The sequence below is a fragment of the Streptomyces sp. B21-083 genome, from assembly GCF_036898825.1.
Classification (GTDB): domain Bacteria; phylum Actinomycetota; class Actinomycetes; order Streptomycetales; family Streptomycetaceae; genus Streptomyces.
Map to the genome: position 1 here is coordinate 4,532,017 of NZ_JARUND010000002.1, position 18,880 is coordinate 4,550,896.

At 71.5% G+C, this 18,880-nt stretch carries 16 protein-coding genes; 13 read left to right on the forward strand and 3 right to left on the reverse strand.

Annotated elements, in window-relative coordinates; translation table 11 throughout:
* Positions 1-50: 50 nt before the first annotated feature.
* Positions 51-1,511, reverse strand: a complete 1,461-nt coding sequence (locus tag QA861_RS44430) for an MFS transporter (RefSeq protein ID WP_334594626.1) — start codon at positions 1,509-1,511, stop codon at positions 51-53.
* 299 nt (positions 1,512-1,810) lie between these two features.
* Here QA861_RS44430 and QA861_RS44435 point away from each other — a divergent pair, with 299 nt between their 5' ends.
* The 12 genes from QA861_RS44435 (at position 1,811) to serS (ending at position 14,052) form a co-directional block, all read left to right on the forward strand.
* The gene (locus tag QA861_RS44435) at positions 1,811-3,412 is read left to right on the forward strand and encodes an aldehyde dehydrogenase family protein (protein WP_334594627.1); all 1,602 of its coding nucleotides are present in this window, start codon (positions 1,811-1,813) and stop codon (positions 3,410-3,412) included.
* A gap of 72 nt (positions 3,413-3,484) precedes the next feature.
* Complete coding sequence (locus QA861_RS44440; protein WP_334594628.1) at positions 3,485-4,624, forward strand: acyl-CoA dehydrogenase family protein; 1,140 nt, start codon at positions 3,485-3,487, stop codon at positions 4,622-4,624.
* Between the two features lie 35 nt (positions 4,625-4,659).
* Complete coding sequence (locus tag QA861_RS44445) at positions 4,660-5,943, forward strand: aspartate aminotransferase family protein (protein WP_334594629.1); 1,284 nt, start codon at positions 4,660-4,662, stop codon at positions 5,941-5,943.
* 2 nt (positions 5,944-5,945) lie between these two features.
* Positions 5,946-6,425 (forward strand): type II toxin-antitoxin system RatA family toxin, encoded by a 480-nt coding sequence (locus QA861_RS44450; RefSeq protein WP_334594630.1) that lies wholly within the window; start codon positions 5,946-5,948, stop codon positions 6,423-6,425.
* Positions 6,426-6,452: 27 nt separating this feature from the next.
* Positions 6,453-7,010, forward strand: a complete 558-nt coding sequence (locus QA861_RS44455; RefSeq protein WP_334594631.1) for a hypothetical protein — start codon at positions 6,453-6,455, stop codon at positions 7,008-7,010.
* On the forward strand, positions 7,007-7,588 hold the full coding sequence (locus QA861_RS44460) for a flavin reductase family protein (protein WP_334594632.1): 582 nt from the start codon (positions 7,007-7,009) through the stop codon (positions 7,586-7,588). Before QA861_RS44455 ends, QA861_RS44460 begins: the two co-directional genes overlap by 4 nt.
* Entirely contained in the window at positions 7,585-8,565 is a 981-nt protein-coding gene (locus tag QA861_RS44465) for a ferritin family protein (protein WP_334594633.1), read from the forward strand. Before QA861_RS44460 ends, QA861_RS44465 begins: the two co-directional genes overlap by 4 nt.
* The gene (locus tag QA861_RS44470; protein ID WP_334594634.1) at positions 8,562-9,599 is read left to right on the forward strand and encodes a beta-ketoacyl-ACP synthase III; all 1,038 of its coding nucleotides are present in this window, start codon (positions 8,562-8,564) and stop codon (positions 9,597-9,599) included. The genes QA861_RS44465 and QA861_RS44470 overlap by 4 nt, the downstream gene beginning before the upstream one ends.
* Before the next feature lie 73 nt (positions 9,600-9,672).
* On the forward strand, positions 9,673-9,903 hold the full coding sequence (locus QA861_RS44475) for an acyl carrier protein (RefSeq protein ID WP_334594635.1): 231 nt from the start codon (positions 9,673-9,675) through the stop codon (positions 9,901-9,903).
* Entirely contained in the window at positions 9,903-11,114 is a 1,212-nt protein-coding gene (locus QA861_RS44480) for a beta-ketoacyl-[acyl-carrier-protein] synthase family protein (RefSeq protein ID WP_334594636.1), read from the forward strand. Before QA861_RS44475 ends, QA861_RS44480 begins: the two co-directional genes overlap by 1 nt.
* 101 nt (positions 11,115-11,215) lie before the next feature.
* Positions 11,216-12,709 (forward strand): APC family permease, encoded by a 1,494-nt coding sequence (locus tag QA861_RS44485; protein WP_334594637.1) that lies wholly within the window; start codon positions 11,216-11,218, stop codon positions 12,707-12,709.
* Between the two features lie 35 nt (positions 12,710-12,744).
* On the forward strand, positions 12,745-14,052 hold the full coding sequence (gene serS, locus QA861_RS44490) for a serine--tRNA ligase (protein WP_334594638.1): 1,308 nt from the start codon (positions 12,745-12,747) through the stop codon (positions 14,050-14,052).
* Between the two features lie 84 nt (positions 14,053-14,136).
* Here serS and QA861_RS44495 read toward each other — a convergent pair whose 3' ends face one another.
* A complete protein-coding gene (locus tag QA861_RS44495) occupies positions 14,137-14,916 on the reverse strand; it encodes an AfsR/SARP family transcriptional regulator (protein WP_334594639.1) in 780 nt (259 codons plus the stop codon).
* Between the two features lie 300 nt (positions 14,917-15,216).
* Here QA861_RS44495 and QA861_RS44500 point away from each other — a divergent pair, with 300 nt between their 5' ends.
* Positions 15,217-15,690, forward strand: a complete 474-nt coding sequence (locus QA861_RS44500) for a hemerythrin domain-containing protein (protein WP_334594640.1) — start codon at positions 15,217-15,219, stop codon at positions 15,688-15,690.
* 358 nt (positions 15,691-16,048) lie between these two features.
* On the opposite strand, the gene QA861_RS44505 is transcribed toward QA861_RS44500, so the two are convergent.
* Positions 16,049-18,835: an ATP-binding protein gene (locus QA861_RS44505; protein ID WP_334594641.1), complete on the reverse strand. Its 2,787-nt coding sequence runs from the start codon at positions 18,833-18,835 to the stop codon at positions 16,049-16,051.
* Between the last annotated feature and the right edge of the window lie 45 nt (positions 18,836-18,880).

An 18,880-nucleotide genomic window follows, 5' to 3' on the forward strand; every position in this document is an offset into this window, starting at 1 on the left:
GGACCCGGGGCCGCGCGGGGGTTCGCCGCCCCGGGAGTCATCGGTGTGGATCACTTGCCGGCATTCGTGCGGGGCAGCGCCTGGACCAGGAGGGCCAGTGCGGCCGCGACCGCGACAAGGAAGATGATGCCCATGTCGAAGGCGTGGGCGTAGGCCGCGGAGTCGGGCCGCTCACCGAGCGCGTTGTAGAAGATCACGCCGATCACCGCGACGCCGATCGAGTTGCCGATCTGCAGGCCGGTGGTGAGCACGCCGGAGGCCGAGCCCGCGTACTGCGGGTTGACCCGGGCGAGCACCGTGGACGCCAGCGGGGCGACGGCCAGGCCCATACCGGCACCGTCGATCACCAGGCCGGGGATGAGCCACGCGGTGTTCCCCGAGCCCAGGTGGGCGGCCGTGACGCCGAGGACCACCAGGCCCACGCCCATCAGCAGCGCACCGGTGGCCAGCACCTGCCGCCCGAGCTTCGCGGCGAACTTGGTGGCGTTCATCGAGGTGTACATGTAGCCGGCGCCGATGGCGGCGAAGAGCAGACCCGACTGCAGCGCGGTCAGCCCACGGCCGGCCTGCATGTACAGCGCGAGCACCAGGAAGAACGACGCCTGGCCCACCCAGAAGACCAGCTGGCAGCCGAGTCCGACGACGAAGGCGCGGTCACCGAACATGGCGATGTTCACCAGCGGGGAACCCCCCTTCGCGGCGATGGACCGCTCGACGACCACGAAGGCGGCCATCAGCACGGCGAACGCCCCGAAGGACAGCCAGGTCCAGAGCGGCCAGCCGGCCTCGCGGCCCTCGATCAGCGGGAGCACCAGGGCGACCAGCGCGAGGGTGATCACGCCGACCCCGAGGAAGTCCAGCTTCGGCCTGCCCTCGGCCCGTGACTCGGGCACCACCTTCAGCGTCAGGCCCATGATGAGCAGGCCGAGCGGCAGGTTCACCAGGAAGCAGGAGCGCCAGCCCAGGCCGGCGATGTCGGCCTCGATCAGCAGACCGCCGATGAGCTGGCCGAAGACAGCCGCCAGCCCCATGGCCAGGCCGTAGCCCGCGAACACCTTCAGGCGGGCGGCGCCGGTGTAGAGCGTGCCCAGCAGGGCCAGCACCTGGGGCGCGAGCATCGCCGCGGCCAGCCCCTGAAGCACCCTGGAGAAGATCAGGAAACCGCCGGACTGGGCGACGCCGCACAGCAGCGAGGCGACGGTGAAGAGCCCCAGGCCCAGCAGGAACATCTTGCGGCGGCCGTACAGGTCGCCCAGCCGCCCGCCGGTGATCAGCCCCACGCCGTAGGCCAGTCCGAATCCGGCGACCACCCATTCGATGGCGGAGGAGCCGGCCTTCAGGTCGGTCTGCAACGAGGGAATGGCGACGTTGACGATGAAGAAGTCGAGGGTGGTGATGAAGACGCCGGCCAGCACGGTCGGCAGGATCAGCCGGTGCGGCGCGGCCGGGCTCCCACCCGTCGGCGTGGGAGGTGACGGCGTGGCGGGACTGCGATTGGTCTCGGTGGTCATCCTTCATACTCCCGATCGGGATCACATGGGGATTTCACCCGGTGCCCGCGGCTGGGCAGATACGTGTCCGAGTGCATGTCCAGGGTGTCGCCAGGCGATCAACGGGGTCAATTACCTACCAGGTAATCACCGGGACGGTCCGCGCCAACCTGCCCGTTCCCAGGGGGAGTCGGTGCGGTCGGCCGGTCATCGGGTCCGAATCAGCACCGCGTCAGTATCCGGTCAGAGCGGACTGCAACCATCACATCCGATTTCGCCTTTCATCAGATTGCCGATTGCCTTTCCGAAGGGTCCGCAGGATGAATCCCGGGAAAAAGTTCCACAGTTATGGGCTGTTTATCGCGGGGAAAGACATCGAGGGCGACGGCTGGGTCTACACCGTGAGTGCCAAGTCGCTGCTCGAGGATGTCTTCACCAGCGTCAGCCTCAAGCGCACTCTCGAGAAGGACGCGGATTCACCCGCGGCGCAGCACCCTTACGTCATCGGCCGGTGCGCGATCGCCGACGACGCCGCCATCGACCTCGCGAGTGAGGCGGCCGCCGCGGCCGCGCCCGGCTGGGCGGCGGTCCCCCTGGAGCGACGCCTGCGGCTCGGCACCCTCTTCCGTGAGGAACTGCTGCGCCGCGAGGACGAGTTCGTGGAGATGCTGGTCGCCGAGTCCCACCCGGTGAAACTGGCCCGCTGGGAGCTGAGCTGTCTGCTCCAGGTCTACAGCGAGGAGAGCATCAGCTGGTACGCGCAGCAGATGCACACCGAGTTCGAGGCCGGCGGACGTCGGCTGATCGTCCGCCGCCAGCCGGACGGTGTGGTCGCCTTCAACCCCCCGCAGAACGCTCCGGCGCCCAGCGCGGCCCTGGCCGTCCTGGCCGTGATGGCCGGAAACGCGGTCGTGGTGCGCGCCCCGCGCAGCATCGCGCTGAGCACCCTGTGGGTGCTGCGGGACGTGGCGGCACCGCTCCTGGAGGAGGTGGGGGCGCCCCCCGGCACCCTCAACGTGGTCTGCTCCAACCCCAGACAGACCCTTGACCGCTGGCTCGACAGCCCGCTCATCGACGACATCTTCTACATCGGCGGCAGCAAGGAGGGCCTGCGCTTCCAGGAGCAGTGCGTGGCCCACGGCAAGAAGCCGATCCTGGAGCTGGCCGGCAACGACGGGATCATCGTCTGGAAGGACGCCGACCTCGGCTATGCCGCCGAGGCGATCACCGAGGCCTTCTACGGCTCCGGGCAGATCTGCATGGTGCCCAACTACGTGCTGGTGCACCCCGAGGTCGCCGACGACCTCATCGCCGAGGTCGAGCGGCAGGCCGCCGGTGTGCGGCCGGGCCATCCCGACGAGGAGGACGTCCTCCTGTCACCGGTGCGCCGCACCGAGCGGTTCTTCGGTCTGCTGGACCGGGCACTGGAGCAGGGCGCGCGGCTCGTCACCGGCGGCAGACGCACCGAGGTGGACGGCACCCCCTCCGAGACGGGCGTCTTCCTGCAGCCCACCGTGCTGCGGGTGGACGGGCTGGCCGCGGCCCGTGAGCACGACGTGGTGCGGCACGAGACGTTCTTCCCGCTGCTGCCGATCGTGGTGGCCGAGCCGGACACCGACGAGGTACTCCTCGACCGTTTCATCGACTTCGTCAACACCAACGAGTACGGGCTGCGCAACTCCCTGTGGGCCAGGGACGAGAACGTCGTCGACACCTTCGTACAGCGGGTGGTCAACGGCGGTCTGCTGAAGGTCAACGACTCGCACATCGGCTTCCTGCCCTACCTGCCCAGCCACGGCGGGACCGGCCTGACCGGCGGGGTCTTCGGCGAGGCCAACTACCCGATGCTCAAGACCTCCCACGTCCAGGGCGTCAGCATCGCGCGGGACGTCAGCCCGCACCGGACCGTCTTCGGCGACTGACCCGCCCGTCGGCGCCGCCGGCCGCCGACCGACCGACCACGACCCGAGAACAACCTGAACGAGGGGACAGCTGTGAGATCTCTCGACATGGCCCGCGACACCTGCGAGCGCTTCCACCCCGGGCTGGTCAAGGCCCTGTCGGACCTGCCGTTCGAGGAGCGCGAGGCGGCCGGCAGCCCGGTCGTCGACCTGTTCCGGTCGGCCGCGGGCGTGGGGCTGCTCGTTCCCACCGAGTACGGCGGGCTGGGCGCCGACCCGGTGGACGCCGTGCTCGTCCAGCGGGCCGTCGGCTCGCTGTCCCCGTCGCTGGCCGTCGCCTCGACGATGCACCACTTCACCGCTGCGATGCTCTACGCCCTCGCCGACGGCCCCGGCCGGCTGACACCCGCTCAGACCGAGGTCCTGCACACGGTGGTGCCGGAGCAGCGGCTGATGGCCTCCGGCTGGGCCGAGGGCCGCACCCAGCAGAACATCCTCACCCCGGCGGTCACCGCGACCCCGGTCGAGGGCGGATATCTGCTCGACGGCGCCAAGAAGCCCTGCAGCCTGTCCCGTTCGATGAGCCTGCTCACCGCGAGCATCGCGGTGCCCGGCGCGGACGGCACACCGGAGCTGGCACTGGCCCTGGTGGACTCCGCGTCGCCGGGCCTGACCCTGCACCCCTTCTGGAGCAGTGAGGTACTGGCCGCCGCCCAGAGCGACGAGGTGCGTCTGACGGACGTCTTCGTGCCCGAGGACATGGTGGTCCGTACCACCGCGGACGACCCCGGCCGCATCGACGACCTGCAGAACGCCGGCTTCGTCTGGTTCGAGATGCTGGTGGCGGGCGGGTACGCGGGCGCCGCCGCCGGCCTGACGGAGGAAGTGCTGGCCCGGGGGCGCGGCAGCGCGAGCGAACGCGGCGCCCTGCTGATCCGTACCGAGTCCGCGTTCCACCTGTTGCTGGGTGTGGCCCGCGCGGTGCGCGACGGGATCGACGGGGAGGAAGCCGTCTCCCAGGTGCTGATCGCCCGCTTCGCCGCGCAGGAGGCGCTGTCCCTCGCCACCCAGCAGGCGCTGGAGCTGCTGGGCGGCATCGACTTCATCCGGTCCTCCGAGCACCAGCGGACGGCCGCCTCGGTGCGCCCGCTCGCCTTCCACCCGCCGTCCCAGGGCTCCACGGTCGAGCCGTTGCTGGCCTACGCCGCCGGCGCCCCGCTCGACCTGTCCTGACCACGGGTCGCCCACAGACCGAAGGAGAGTCATCAATGACCACGAGCGTCGACGCACCGGTCGGCCAGGAGGAGGAGGTCCTCCGGCTCTACCGGGCCCATCTGAGCAAGGGCCGGGCGACCCTGGCCGAGCTCTTCGGAACCCATATGGAGGTCGAGTCACGGGGAGCCTGGCTGACCACCTCCGACGGTTCACGTTTCCTGAACGCGGGCGGCTACGGCGTCTTCATCCTGGGCGCCCGTCACCCCGTCGTCATGGAGGAGGTGCGCCGGCAGCTGGAGACCCACCCGGTGGCCACCCGCATCCTGCTGGAGCCGACCGTCGCCCGTGCCGCCGAAGCGCTGGTGTCGGTCGCCCCGGAGGGCCTGGACCGCGTGCACTTCGCGCTCTCCGGAGCGGAGGCGGTCGAAACCGGCCTGAAGCTCGCCCGGGCCAACGGCCGCAGGCGGACGGTCTCGATGAAGGGCGGCTACCACGGCAAGACGCTCGGCGCCCTGTCGGCCACCGCCAAGGAGGTCTACCAGGCGCCCTTCCGCCCGCTGCTCCCCGACGTGGCGCACCTGCCGTTCGGTGACATCGACGCCCTGCGCGCGGAGCTGTCCCGGCACCCGGGCGAGGTCTGCGTGATCATCGAGCCGGTGCAGGGCGAGGGCGGCGTCGTCATCCCGCCCAAGGGCTATCTCAAGCAGGTCGAGGAGGCGGTCCGGGAGTTCGACGGCTTCCTGGTGCTGGACGAGGTGCAGACCGGCTTCGGCCGGCTCGGTGAGTGGTGGGGACTGCAGGCCGAGGGCATCCGCCCGGACGTCCTGCTGGCCGGCAAGGCGCTCGGCGGCGGCGTGGTTCCGGTCTCGGCGGCCATCGCCACCCGCGAGGCGTTCCGGCCCTTCGACAAGGACCCGTACGTCCACACCTCGACCTTCTCCGGGCAGCCGCTGCTGATGGCGGCGGTACAGGGCACCGTCCGCGCGATCCGCGAGGAGGAACTGGTGCCGCGGGCCCGGGAACTCGGCGCCCGGCTGCTGCCGCGGATCACCGAGATCGCCCGGCGCAACATCCCCGACCTGGTCGTGGACGTGCGCGGCCAGGGGCTGCTGATCGGCGTCGAGCTGGTCGAGCCGGGACTGGCCGGCGAGCTGCTGATCGAGCTGTTCAACCACGGAGTGGTCGCCAACCACTCGATGAACGGTTCCTCCGTGGTGCGGTTCACCCCGCCCGCGATCCTCACCGACCGGGATGTCGAATTCCTGCTCGACTCCTTCGACAAGGCCACCGTCGACCTCGTACGACACTCGGCCACGATGCCCGAAGGCGGCAACTGACCATGCGACACGTCGAACTCCACGCCCTGGTGCGCCTCGCCTCCGCCGAGGACGTCTTCGCCACCGTTCCGCGCTGGGAGCGCTATCCGGAACTGGCCCCGCACGTCCGGTCCACGACGGTGCACGCGACGCTGCCGGAGCCGGTCGGCAGCTCCAGCTGGGAACTGCACTTCCGCAGCGGGCTGCTGCGCTGGACCGAGAAGGACACGTTCCTCCGCGACCGGCTGGAGATCCGGTTCGCGCAGACCGACGGCGACTTCGACAGCTTCGAGGGCGTGTGGACGCTGCGCCAGGAGGGCCCGGACGTCTCCGTCGTCTTCACCGCCGACTTCGACTTCGGCATCCCGAGCCTCGCCAGCATCCTCGACCCGATCGCCGAGCGCGTCATCCGGGAGACCGTCGCCTGGGCCGTCAGCGGCTTCTACCCCGGCACCACGATCCTCGACGCGGACCTGGATCTCGACCCGGCGGCCGCCCCGTAAAACCTCCCTTCTGTCAGGAGTTCAACCGTGGACCAGGCAAATCCCTTCGAGACACCGAGGACCTTCTCGCTCCACCGCGCCGAGTACCTGGTCGGTCTGGCGGTGACGACCGGCCTGATCGTCCGGCACCTCGACGACATCCGCTGGCTGCCCGCCGTCGGACTGTTCCTCTACATCGACCTGATCGGCTACATCCCCGGCGCCATCGCCTTCCGGCGCTCCGGCGGCCGGGCCCCCATCCACAAGGGCTACTACGTCGCCTACAACGTCATGCACAGCCTGATCACCCAGGGCGCCGTCGCCGCCCTGTGGTGCTGGCTCGCCGGACCGGAATGGGCCCTGCTGGTGCTGCCCTTCCATCTGTTCGGCGACCGCGGTCTGTTCGGCAACTTCATGAAGCCCTACGCCCTGCCGTTCGAGCCGGTCCGCCAGCCCGGCTATCTGCGGCTGCTGGACGACCTGGGCCTCAAGCACCCCAAGCCGATCGGACACGTGAGCGACCCGGTCCCCATGGGCCATGTCCCCGGCTCCGACACCCGCACGCTCGATGTGACCGTTCCGACCGGACAGGGGGCGACCCGATGAGCAAGGTGGCACTGCGCAGCCGCTGGAGCGCACAGGACCGGGCCATGCGCCGGCTGGCCACTCCCGTGTCGGTGATCACCGCCGACCACGAGGGCCGCCGCCACGGCACCACCGTCAGTACCGTGACCCGGATCTCCCGCCGCCCACAAGTCCTGGGCGTGTGCCTGAAACCCGACTCGGTACTGGCCAAACTCGCCACCGCCGAGGGCCGTTTCGCGGTCAACGTGCTCAGCGGTGAGCAGGCCTCGCTGGCCCGCCACTTCGCCGAGAGCTCCCGGCCCGACGGCGCCGCCCAGTTCCTGGGCATCGACTGGCGTCCGGCCACCTACTCCGGGGCGCCGCTCTTCCACGGCGCGCTGGCGCACTACGACTGCCGGGTGGTCGGCCGTTTCCAGGTCGGCGACCACGAGGTGCTGCTCGGTGCCGTCGTCCACGCCGACCTCGCCGAGGGCGACCCGCTGATCAGCAGCTCCGGGGAGATCTTCGCCGGAAAGCTGATACCGGTCGCCGAGAACGACGAGGGACCCCCGCCCGGACTCCGGCCCACCGAGTCGGCGAAGGAGAACGTGCCCTCATGAACGCGCCCACCGCCCAAGAGGCCGACTGGGACACCGCCCCCGGCCTGCTCGACGGGGCCAAGGAGCTGACCCTGGGCCCGGACCACTGCGACCTGGCGTACTGGTTCACCGAGGTCGCGCAGGGCACCCTGCGTGGCCGAGGCGCCACCGGGCACCACGAGAAGGCCGACGTGCCGGAGTTCCTGCGCCGGCCGGGTCCCCTGCGTGAGGCGCTGGTCCTGGAGTTCGGCTTCCGCGGCCTGTCGGAGGAGATCGCCACCCGCCTGCTGGGCCACTACGTCTCGCGCGCCCCCGGCATCCCGGAGATGGAGTTCTACGCCACCCAGCTGATGGACGAGGCCCGGCACGCCCGGGTGTTCCGCAACCATCTGGTGGAACTGGGCCTGCCGAGCCGGACCCTGTCGGCCGACATCGAGGAGATGGCCGCCGACTACCGGCGCGAAGTCCTCCAGCCGGTGGAGGACTTCACCCTGGAGATCATCCGTGACCAGGGCGACTTCCACGGCGGGGTGGCCGTCTTCGCCATCGTCATCGAGGGTGTGCTCGCCCCGGCCGCCGAGCTCAGCGAGCGCAAGTGGACCCCGCTGTCGGAGGCCACCCAGGAGATCTCCCGGGGCACGGCGATCGACGAGATCCGGCATCTGACCGTGGCCGCCACGATCCTGCGCGACCACATCCGGGACCACCCCGAGTACCTGCCGCGGCTGACGGAGATCCTCGCGGCCGGCACCGAGCTGTGGGACCGGGTCCCGGACCGGCCCTACGTCATCCACCGCGAGGAGCTGTTCCAGCAGGGCATGCTCGAACAGGCCGAACTGATCGGCGACTACGAGGTCTGGCCGGGCGTACGGCTCCTCGACACGACCCCCGAGCAGCGCTACGACATGGCCGAGCGGTGGACCGACGAGATGGCCGCGAGCCGCATGGCCTACATGGGCCTGCCCGCGGACGCGCTGGGACGGAGTGAGCTTCCGTGAGCGCGCCCGAGTCCTCCGCGGCCCCCGTCTTCGGAACACCTGCCGGGCGGGCGGCCGTGATCGCCGGGGTCGGTGGCTACGTACCGCCGACGGTGGTCACCAACGACGATCTGACGGCCCGGCTGGACACCTCCGACGCATGGATCCGCTCCCGGACCGGCATCGCCTCCCGGCATGTCGTCACCCCGGGCACCGCCACCTCCGACCTCGCCGTCGAGGCCGGTCGGCGGGCTCTGAAATCGGCGCAGGACTCACAGGTCGACGCGGTGGTGCTGGCCACCACCACACCCGACCACCCCTGCCCGGCGACCGCCCCCGCCGTGGCCGCCCGGCTGGGGCTGAACGGGGTGCCGGCCTTCGACGTGGCGGCGGTGTGCACCGGCTTCCTGTACTCCCTGGCCGCCGCCGCCGGATTCATCGCCTGCGGTCTGGCCAACCGGGTGCTGGTCGTCGCCGCGGACGCGTTCACCACGATCATCGACCCGGCCGACCGCAGTACGGCGGTCATCTTCGCCGACGGCGCCGGCGCCGTGGTGCTCCGGGCCGGCACGGCGGACGAACCGGGTGCCCTCGGCTCGGTGGTGCTCGGCAGCGACGGTGAACTGAGCGATCTCATCAGCGTGCCGGCCGGCGGCTCACGTCAACGCTCCTCCGGCGTCCCGCCCCGGCCGGGCGACGAGTACTTCCAGATGGCCGGCCGGGCCACCTACCGGCACGCGGTGGAGCGGATGACCGCCGCCTCCCTGCGCTCACTCGCCGACACCGGCTGGCGGCCGGAGGACGTCGACCGGTTCGCCGCGCACCAGGCGAACGCGCGCATCCTCGGCGCTGTCGCGCAACGGCTCGACATCGGGCCGGAGCGACAGCTCTCCAACATCGAGCACGTCGGCAACACCGGCGGCGCCTCGATCCCGCTGCTCCTGGACCAGAGCGCCGCCGACGGCAGCCTGACGGCCGGCGACCGGCTGCTGCTGACCGCCTTCGGCGGCGGTCTGGCCTGGGGTGCGGCGACCCTCACCTGGCCCGAGCTGTAGGCCGAGCCGGCGCCGCGCCCCTTTTCTCCGACCCGCACATCCCACGCACCGTCACCATGGAGGCAGGCTCGTCATGTTCGAGAAACTGAAGGAAATCCTGGTCAACAAGCTCAAGGTCACCCCCGAGCAGATCACCCTGGAGGCCACCCGGGAGGACATCGAGCTGGACTCGCTCGCCGTCGTCGAGCTGTCCCTCGTCCTGGAGAACGAGCTGGGAGTGTCCGTCTCCGACGACGAGCTGCTTGAGGCCGAGACCGTCGGGGACATGGTGGCGCTGATCGAGCAGGGCAGCGCGCGGGTGTGATGGCCGACATCGCCGTCACCGGTCTCGGCCTGGTCACCCCGGCCGGGATCGGCACCGCCGCCAGCTGGGCGGGCGTACGCGCCGGACGCCCCGCCGCCGCCCTCGACCCCACCCTCGACGGCAACCCGGTGCGCATCTCGTGCCGGGTGCCGGACTGGGATCCGGACGCCCTGCTCGGCGCCCGCCGGGCTCACCGGCTCGACCGCTTCAGCCAGTTCGCGCTGGTCGCGGCGCGCGAGGCGGTCACCGACGCCGGCCTGGACCCGGCCACCTGGGACGGCGCCCGGGTAGGTGTGGTCCTCGGCTGCGCGGACGGCGGACCGGGCACCGTGGAGGAACAGCACCGGGTGCTGGTGGAGCAGTCACCGCACCGGGTCTCCCCGCTGCTGCTGCCGATGCAGCTGCCGAACATGCTGGCCGGGCAGACGGCCATGGAGTTCGGCGCGACCGGCCCCAACATGGTGGTGGCCACGGCCTGTGCTTCCGGGACCTCGGCCATCGGTCTCGCCCGCGACCTGCTGCTCCTCGACCGGTGCGACGTGGTGCTCACCGGCGGCAGCGAGGCCATGATCACCCCGTTGGTGATGGCCGGCTTCGCCCGTATGGGCACGCTGTCGCGGCGCACCGACGACCCGGCCGCGGCCTCCCGGCCGTTCGACGTGGACCGCGACGGCTTCGTGGCCGGGGAGGGTGCCGGGGTGCTCGTCCTGGAGCGGTCCGTCGACGCCGTCGCACGCGGTGCACGGGTCCGCGCCCGGGTGGCCGGATACGGAGCCTCCGCCGACGCCCATCACGTCACCTCTCCGCACCCGGACGGAAGGGGGCTGGAGGCGGCGATGCGTGCCGCGCTCACCGACGCCGGCTGTCTGCCGTCCGATGTCGGGCATGTCAACGCGCACGGCACGGCCACCCGGCTCAACGACCTCGCCGAGGCCCGGGTGGTGCACCGTCTGCTCGGCGACCCGCTGGTGACTTCCACCAAGGGCGTCACCGGTCATCTGCTCGGCGCGGCCGGGGCTGTCGAGGCCGCGTTCACCGTGCTCGGTCTGGAGGAGCAGGTGGTACCGCCCACCGCCAACCTCGACGTCCCCGATCCCGCCTGCGAGGTCAAGGTGGCCACCACGGCCACCGGGGCCCGGTTCGACCTCGCGCTGAGCAGCTCGATGGGATTCGGCGGACAGAACGCCGTGCTGGCCTTCACGACCGCCTGATCGGTCGACAGAACGCGTCCAAGGCCGAACAGCCCCGTTCGTGCCTCACCGACGTCGACCCGAGGTCCGCGATCCAAGATCCAAGATCCCAGGAGCACGCCATGACTGCCGGAAGTCCATCCTCGTCCGCCCCCACCAGAACCCTGACGACCAGCCATATCGTCTTCATGATCGTCGCCGCGGCCGCACCGCTGTCCGCGATGGTCGGCACCGTCCCGCTGGCGTTCGCGATCGGCACCGCCGAAGGCGTCCCCGCCGCGTTCCTGTTCGCCGGCGTGACCCTTGTGTGCTTCTCCGTCGGGTACGCGATCAGTGCTCGCCGCACCGGCGGCTCCGGCGGCTTCTACGCCTCCATAGCCGACGGCCTCGGCCGCCCGGCGGCGGTGGGCAGCGGCTGGACGGCGGTCGTCTCCTACAACTGCGCGACCATCGGCCTGGTCGGCGCGTCGGGCTACTTCACCAGCCTGGTGCTGTCCGGCCACGGGGTGCACCTGTCGTGGGAGTGGTGCAGCGCGATCGGTTTGGCGCTCATCGGCGTCCTGGGATACCGGGACATCGCCCTCAGCGCCCGGGTGCTGGCGGTGCTGATGATCGCCGAGATCGGCGTCCTGGCCGCCCTGGACGTGGCCGTGCTGGCCCGGCACGGCCTGCACGCGCTGCCGGCCACCTCGTTCTCCTGGCACGTGGCGACCGGCCCCGGCGTCGGCGTCTCGCTGATGTTCGCCTTCGTGTCGTTCATCGGCTTCGAGTCGGCCGCCCTGTACGGCAAGGAGACGCGGAACCCGCACCGCAGCGTGCCGCGGGCGACCTACGTCGCCGCGGTGCTGATCTCCGGCTTCTACGCGCTGACCAGCTGGTTGGCGGTCGGCGCGATCGGCCCGGGCCAGGTGCGGGAGACCGCCGGGAAGCAGCTGGGCGACCTCTTCTTCAACCTGGGCGACGACTACCTCGGGGCCGCCGGAAGCACCGCCCTGGAGATCATGCTCTGCTCCAGCCTGTTCGCCGCGACCCTGGCCCTGCACAGCGCGGCCAACCGGTATGCCCAGGTGATGGCCGACGACGGCCTGCTGCCCGCGTTCCTGGGCAGGCTGCACCCGAGGTTCGGCTCACCGCACCTGGCCGGCCTCGTGCAGGTGGCGGTGTGCGCCGCCGCCGTGGTCGCCTTCGCGGCCGGCGGACTGGACCCGTACGCGAACATGACGACCAGCATGCTCGGCCTGGGCACCCTCGGGATCGTCGTCCTGCAGGCGCTGTCGGCGCTGTCCGCGGTCGCCCTGCGCCGCAAGGGCGTCCGGCTCGGCTGGTGGCGCGGCACGCTGGTGCCGCTGCTGAGCTTCGCCGGGCTGGCCGTCACCGTCCGGCTGGTGGTCGGCAACTTCGACGTGCTGACCGGCGCGACCGGTGGCGTCGTCGCGCGGCTGCCGTGGGTGATCGTGATCGTCGCCGGGCTCGGCGTCCTGTGGGCGCTGCGGCTGCGGGCCGTCTCCCCGGAGCGCTACCGGGCGCTGGCTTCCTCGCATGTCGCCGCCGAAACGGACCGGCCGGACACCGTCGCGCCGGCCCGTACCCCCGCCGCGATCTCCGAACGGACCTGACACCGCCCCCTGTTCACGAGATACGGAGGAACGACGTGCACGACGTACGCGAGCTGATCGAGAACGGTCCGGAGGCGGAGCGTCGGCTGGCCCGCCGCGGTTATCCGCTCGACCTCGACGCGCTGCGGGCCCTACAGCGGCGGCGCCTGTCCGCGCTGGCGGCGGTGAACGAACTGCGGGCCGAGCTGAAGAAGGCGTCCCGTGGCCCGCACCGGGCCGGCGGGCCGCGGGCCGCGGAGGGGGCGGACCCGACGGGCGAGGACCCGCACGCACGCAACCGCCGCCTGCGCGAACGGGTGCAGGCCGCGGAGGCCGAGGCCCGGGAGGCCGGCCAGGAGCTGGAGCGGCTGCTGCTGACAGTGCCGAACCTGCCCTCGGACGACCTGCCCGACGGCTCCAGCGAGAAGGAGGCCGTCGAGGTGCGGCGGATCGGCCCTCAGCGCGGCACGGGGCCCGGCCTCGGGCGGCACCACGACGACCTCGGCGTGCGGCTCGGCGTGCTGGACCCCACGGCGGCGGGGAAGCTGTCGGGGGCCCGGTTCAGCGTCAGCAGCGGCCCCGGCGCCCTGCTGGAACGGGCGCTGGGTTCCCTGCTGCTGGACCTGCACACCCGGGAGCACGGGTACACCGAGTACGCGGTACCGCACCTGGTCAGCCGGGAGACCATGACCGGCACAGGGCAGCTACCGAAGTTCGAGGAGGACCTGTTCGTCACGTCGGTGGGCGGCCGGGAGATGTTCCTGATCCCCACCGCGGAGGTGCCGTTGACCAACCTGGTGGCGCGGGAGGTCCTCGACGAGCGCCGGCTGCCGCTGGCCATGACCGCTCGCACCCCGTGCTATCGGGCCGAGGCCGGGTCCTACGGCCGCGACACCCGCGGCATCCTGCGACTGCACCAGTTCGACAAGGTGGAGCTGGTACGGATCTGCCGGGACGAGGACGCCGCGCAGCAGCTGGAGCTGATGCTCGGTCATGTCGAGGAGTGCCTGAAACGGCTGGAGTTGTCGTACCGGGTGGTGCTGCTGCCGGCCGGCGACATCGGGTTCTCCGCTCGGAAGACGTACGACGTCGAGGTGTGGCTGCCCGGCAGCGACAGCTACCGCGAGATCTCCTCGGTGTCGGACTGCGGCACCTTCCAGGGGCGCCGGGCCGCCATCCGCTACCGGACAGGTGATGCCCGCAGGACCGCGGCGTCGCTCAATGGTTCCGGCCTGCCCATCGGGCGTACCGTCGCCGCGCTGCTGGAGCAGGGCCAGCGGACGGACGGTTCGGTGGTGCTGCCGGAGGCGCTGGCCGCGTACACCGGCTTCCGTCGGCTGCTGCCCGGGGGCGGCACCGAGTAGCCCCGTGGCGGCACTCGCCCGACGCGCCACCGGTGCGGGCCTCCCGGGTTTCCGGGAGGCCCGCACCGGTGGTTGCGCGGCTGATCAGGCGCTCTGGCCCAGCAGGGCGGTGGAGCCGTGCAGGTCCGGGTCCTGGTTGAGCATCTGCCGGAAGAGCAGGCGCAGCTTCGGCGAGGGCTCCATGCCCAGCTCGTCGACCAGCCGCAGCCGGGCCGTGTTGTAGACCCCGACCGCTTCGGCCTGACGCCCGCTCCGGTAGAGCGCCACCATGAGCAGTTCGGTGATCCGCTCCCGCCATGGGTGGGCGATGCTCATCCGCTTCAGTTCCCCGACCACTCTCATCGGCTCGCCCACGCGGATGCGCAGCCAGTAGGCGTCCTCCCGTGCGGACAGGTACTCCTCCTCCCACTCCGTGGCCGCGCTCCGGCACAGCGGCCCGGCGGCGGCGTCACCCAGCGGGGCCCCCCGCCACAGCCCGAGCGCCTGCTCCAGCAGGTCCAGCGCGGCCGGCAGATCCTCGGCCGCCGTCATCCGTTGGGACTGGCGTATGTATCCGCGGAACCGGTTGACATCGATGTTCTCCGGCGCCACGTCCAGGCTGTAGCCGGAACTCCGGGTGCGCAGCACGTCGGCCGCCGCCGGGTCGCCCGCCAACTGGACCAGCGTGCGTCGCAGTCGCGACACATGTGCCTGGAGCGCGTTCTCGACCGTGGCCGGTGGATTCTCGTCCCACAACTCGCTGTACAACGTCGAGACCGGCACCACCGCGGGGGCCTGGATGAGCAGGCTCGCCAGCAGACAGCGCTGCCGAAGCCCTGGAACGGCGTGAACCGTGCCGCCGACACCGACCGCTAACGTGCCCAAGATCCGGAACTGCAAGAGAACCCCCGTATGTCGCAGCCTGCGGCTTCACGCCGCCCGTTCCTTTCGCCAGCGCTGGCATTGTGGGGCGCCGGCCTAGAGTCCGGCTCGACACCGGACCCGGGTCCCGCGCTCACCGACGCGCGACGCCCGCGCCTGAGGAACATGAGGGATATGGCATACGTCCCCGTCGCTCTTCCGAGTCGACCCGGCCGGGTCCCGGCGCTATGCGGTGCTCGGCGGGGTACACGGCGTTGGGGCGGCCGACCGCGCCGCCCGGTACGGCGAGGCGAGGAGACACCGGTGGACGGGATCGTGCTGCTCAAGGAAGACCACAAGACCGTGGAGAAGCTGTTCAAGCGGTTCGAGAAGGCCGGCGACGACGCCCACGCCGAGAAGCGCGAAATCGTCGACCAGGTGATCGAAGAGCTCACCACGCACACGTGGATCGAGGAGAACATCTTCTACCCGGCCGCCCGCCAGTCCGCTCCCGACACCAAGGACCACGTCCTCGAAAGCGTCGAGGAGCACCACGTCGTGGTGTGGATGCTCTCCGAACTCAAGGACCTCGACCCGAAGGACGAGCGGTTCGACGCCAAGATGACCGTCCTCATGGAGAACGTCCGCCACCACGTCGAGGAAGAGGAGAAGGAGTGGTTTCCCGACGTGCGCAAGGCCATGGGCCGCAACCGCCTCACCGAGCTCGGCGAACAGATGGAAAAGGCGAAGAAGAGGGCACCGGGCGACCCCCTGGCCGTTCCCAGCGCCGATCGGTAGCCGATCGGTAGCCGATCAGCAGCTGATGGGCAGAGCCGCAGACCGAGACCGGTCCGGCCGCCCGGCGACCTCTGACGCCACGCCGGCCGCCGGCTCAAACCGGCTCACCGTGCCCATGGTTCGTGGGCACGGTGAGCGGGGGCGTCGGATTCCGGCGGGGAGGCGCTCCCGGACGCGGTCCGTGCCCAGCGGGCCGGTGCTGCCCCAGAGAGCCGCCGCCCGTGTCACCCAGCACCGCACCGGGTGCGTCGGCGGAGATCCCCGCTGAAGGCAGACGGCGTCGGCGCCATGGCGGGAACGCCGGCCAGGAGGAGGTCGCTGATGGATCTCCTGGGCCGGCGGGTGTCGTAGTCGGCGGTCAGCCCATCAGGCGCAACCCGTCGTCGAAGTCGACGCGGGCCAGGTCGGCGCGCGAGACGATGCCGAGCTTGGGGAACACGTTGGCCAGGTGATGGGCCACCGTGCGGGGACTGATCAGCAGCTGCGTCCCGATCTCCCGGTTGGTGAGCCCCTCCGCGGCCAGCCGTACGACTCTCAGCTCCTGCTGGGTGAGGACCGTGCCGGCATCCCTGGCCGGCGCGGAGTCGCGGCGCGGCTGCTGACCCGTCAGCTCCTGTTCGGCCTCGGTGCGGGCGAGCAAGGGAGCCGCGCCGAGGCGCCGGAAGGTCTCGGCGGCCTCGGCCAGCTGTGTCCGGGCGTCGGTTCGACGACGCGTGCGCCGCAGCCACTCGCCGTACAGGAGGCGCGTACGGGCGTAGGGGAAGGCCCGCGACGAAGCTCCGGGGACGTCCAGCGCGAGCCGGAACTCCTTCTCCGCGTCCGCGCCCGACGCCAGCAGGGCATGGACCTGGTGCCTCGCGGAGACCGCCCACGGCGCGCCGGTCCGTTGGGCCCACCTCCGCAGCAACCGTGACTGTTCCTCGGCCCTCGCCTGTTGCCCGGCCTGGATCGCGGCCTCGACGGTGTCCGGCGCGGCGAGCAGCGCGATGGTGGGGTGCGCCGTGTGGTGTCCGTCCTCGGTCAGGCGGACCAGATGGTCCAGGGCCTCCTCGGGCCGTCCGGCGAAAAGTGCGGACATGCCGAGGCTCCACTGCGCGGCGGCGCTGAAGACGCGCACGCCCCGTGGCCCCCACCGTTCGATGGTCGGGACGGCGAGGTCCGCGACCGTCCGCTCCTCGCCCCGCGCCGCTGCCAGCCAGCCGAGGGAGGTACGGCACTGCGCCGCCAGGTGGTCGTCGCCGATCTCCTCCGCAACCTGGAGACCCTGGACGGCGTTCGCCATGGCCGAGGCCCAGGAGCCTTGCGCGATGTCGAGCGTCACGGTCTGGGCCAGTGCCTGGGTCAGGGCGGTCACCTGGTCCGTGGGCCGCAGCTTGTCCATCTCGCGGCGGAGAGTCTCCTGCTGGAGACTCTCGATGCCCCAGGCCACCCCCAGCGGTGCCGGCGGCATCAGGAACCAGGAAACGTCGCCGAGCCGGCGAGGACCCTCGGCACCGGGCGCCACGACGCCGGTCGCCACGACCTGGTCGCGGCCGTCGACGCTGTCTTCCTGGTCCTCCGTCCACCATTCACGCAGCAACGGCAGCAGATCGGCGTCCGGGAAGTCCCCCTGCGGGAGCCGCCGTTCGAGCCGCTGGAGCACCTCGCGTTTCAGTGCGCCCTGACCGGCCGCCCACGCCGCCCACAGCGCCACGCTGCCGAGCCTGAACGCCTGCCCCGGATCGGCCACCTGCTCCATGTCCCGGGTCAGCTGACGGCAGGCGATCTCCATGTCGCCGTGCGCGAACTGGATCAGCCCGCGCAACCCCTGGCTGAGATCCGCGACCGTGGCCGCGGAGGACATGCGTTCGGCCCGCTCCAGCATTCCCCGCGCCGCGTCGCCATGGCCGGACTCCCAGGCCGCCGTCGCCCCGTGGGCCAGCCGTCTGGCCGCGTCGTCCGTGGCGGGGGACAGCTCAGCCGCACGCCGCAGGGCACGGGCGGCCGAGGCACAGCCGCCGCGCGCCCAGGAGCGCCGGGCCGACTCCTCCAGCAGCCGGGCCACCTCCTCGTCGGATCCGTCCGCGGTCTCCAGGGCCGCGGCGAGGTGCCAGGGACGCAGCTCGTCGGCGTTCTCACCGGTCAGCACGGAGGCGAGCGCGCGATGAACCGTCTGCCGGTCCGCGGCCGGCGCGTCCTCGTAGACCACCGCCCCCATCAGCTGGTGGCGGAGATGGATCCGACCGTCCGAGCGGGTGGTGAGCAGACCCGAGCGCATCGCCTCGTCCCACACGACCGCGTCGAGGCCGAGTACGAGACCGGCCCGGCACATGGTGTTCCCGTCGCTGCGGTCGTCGGCGGCGATGAGGAGCAGCGCGGTGCGGGCGGGTGCGGACAGTCTCTCGATCCGGGCGCGGAAGGCACCGCGCAGACGGGGACCGACGGCGATCTGCGCACCGGCGAGCGGATGCGCCGAGATGTCGCCCGCCGCCAGGGACGTGGGAAGTTCCTGGAGGGCGAGCGGGTTGCCCGCGGCCGCGCGGACCGTACGGCGGATCGCCGCCTCGTCCAGGTGTGGAGCGACGGCCCTGGCCAGGAGCCGGGCGTCCTCGTCGTCCAGGCCGCGGACCTCCCTGGCCGCCAGCTTCTCCCAGGGGCCGTCCACGGGATCGTCATGTCCGGTGAGGAGCATGACCACGGGCTCGCTGCGCAGCCGCCGGGCCACGAAGGCCAGACACCGCGCGGAGGGTTCGTCCAGCCACTGGGCGTCGTCGGCGATGAGCAGCACCGGCCGTTCCCCGGCCAGCTCGCCGACGAGTGTCAGTACGGCCACGCTGATGAGGAACCGGTCCGCCGCGTCACCGCTGTTGCCGAGCGCCGCGTTCAGGGCCTTGGCCTGCGGTTCTGGGAGGGTGCTGATCCGGTCCGTCACCGGCCAGAGCAGTTCGTGCAGTGCGGCGAACGCGAGCCCCGACTCCAGGCGAGTGCCCCGGCATCTCACGACGGTGAAGTCCACGGCGGCTGATTCGGCCACGTATTCGAGCAGAGCGGTCTTCCCGATCCCGGGCTCGCCCCACAGCATCAGGGCCGACCCGTCGCCCTGACGCGCGGCGTCAAGGATCCGGTCAAGGGCCGCCTGTTCCTGGCGCCGTCCGTACAGGTCCATTTGACTGAGATCTTAGGAGGCTGTTGCTGCCGGAGCCACTCAGAA

Coding starts and splice junctions, on each gene's coding strand:
- QA861_RS44430 (WP_334594626.1), bottom strand. CDS start 1,511: ATGACCACCGAGACCAATCGCAGTCCCGCCACGCCGTCACCTCCCACG.
- QA861_RS44435 (WP_334594627.1), top strand. CDS start 1,811: ATGAATCCCGGGAAAAAGTTCCACAGTTATGGGCTGTTTATCGCGGGG.
- QA861_RS44445 (WP_334594629.1), top strand. CDS start 4,660: ATGACCACGAGCGTCGACGCACCGGTCGGCCAGGAGGAGGAGGTCCTC.
- QA861_RS44450 (WP_334594630.1), top strand. CDS start 5,946: ATGCGACACGTCGAACTCCACGCCCTGGTGCGCCTCGCCTCCGCCGAG.
- QA861_RS44460 (WP_334594632.1), top strand. CDS start 7,007: ATGAGCAAGGTGGCACTGCGCAGCCGCTGGAGCGCACAGGACCGGGCC.
- QA861_RS44465 (WP_334594633.1), top strand. CDS start 7,585: ATGAACGCGCCCACCGCCCAAGAGGCCGACTGGGACACCGCCCCCGGC.
- QA861_RS44475 (WP_334594635.1), top strand. CDS start 9,673: ATGTTCGAGAAACTGAAGGAAATCCTGGTCAACAAGCTCAAGGTCACC.
- QA861_RS44480 (WP_334594636.1), top strand. CDS start 9,903: ATGGCCGACATCGCCGTCACCGGTCTCGGCCTGGTCACCCCGGCCGGG.
- QA861_RS44485 (WP_334594637.1), top strand. CDS start 11,216: ATGACTGCCGGAAGTCCATCCTCGTCCGCCCCCACCAGAACCCTGACG.
- QA861_RS44505 (WP_334594641.1), bottom strand. CDS start 18,835: ATGGACCTGTACGGACGGCGCCAGGAACAGGCGGCCCTTGACCGGATC.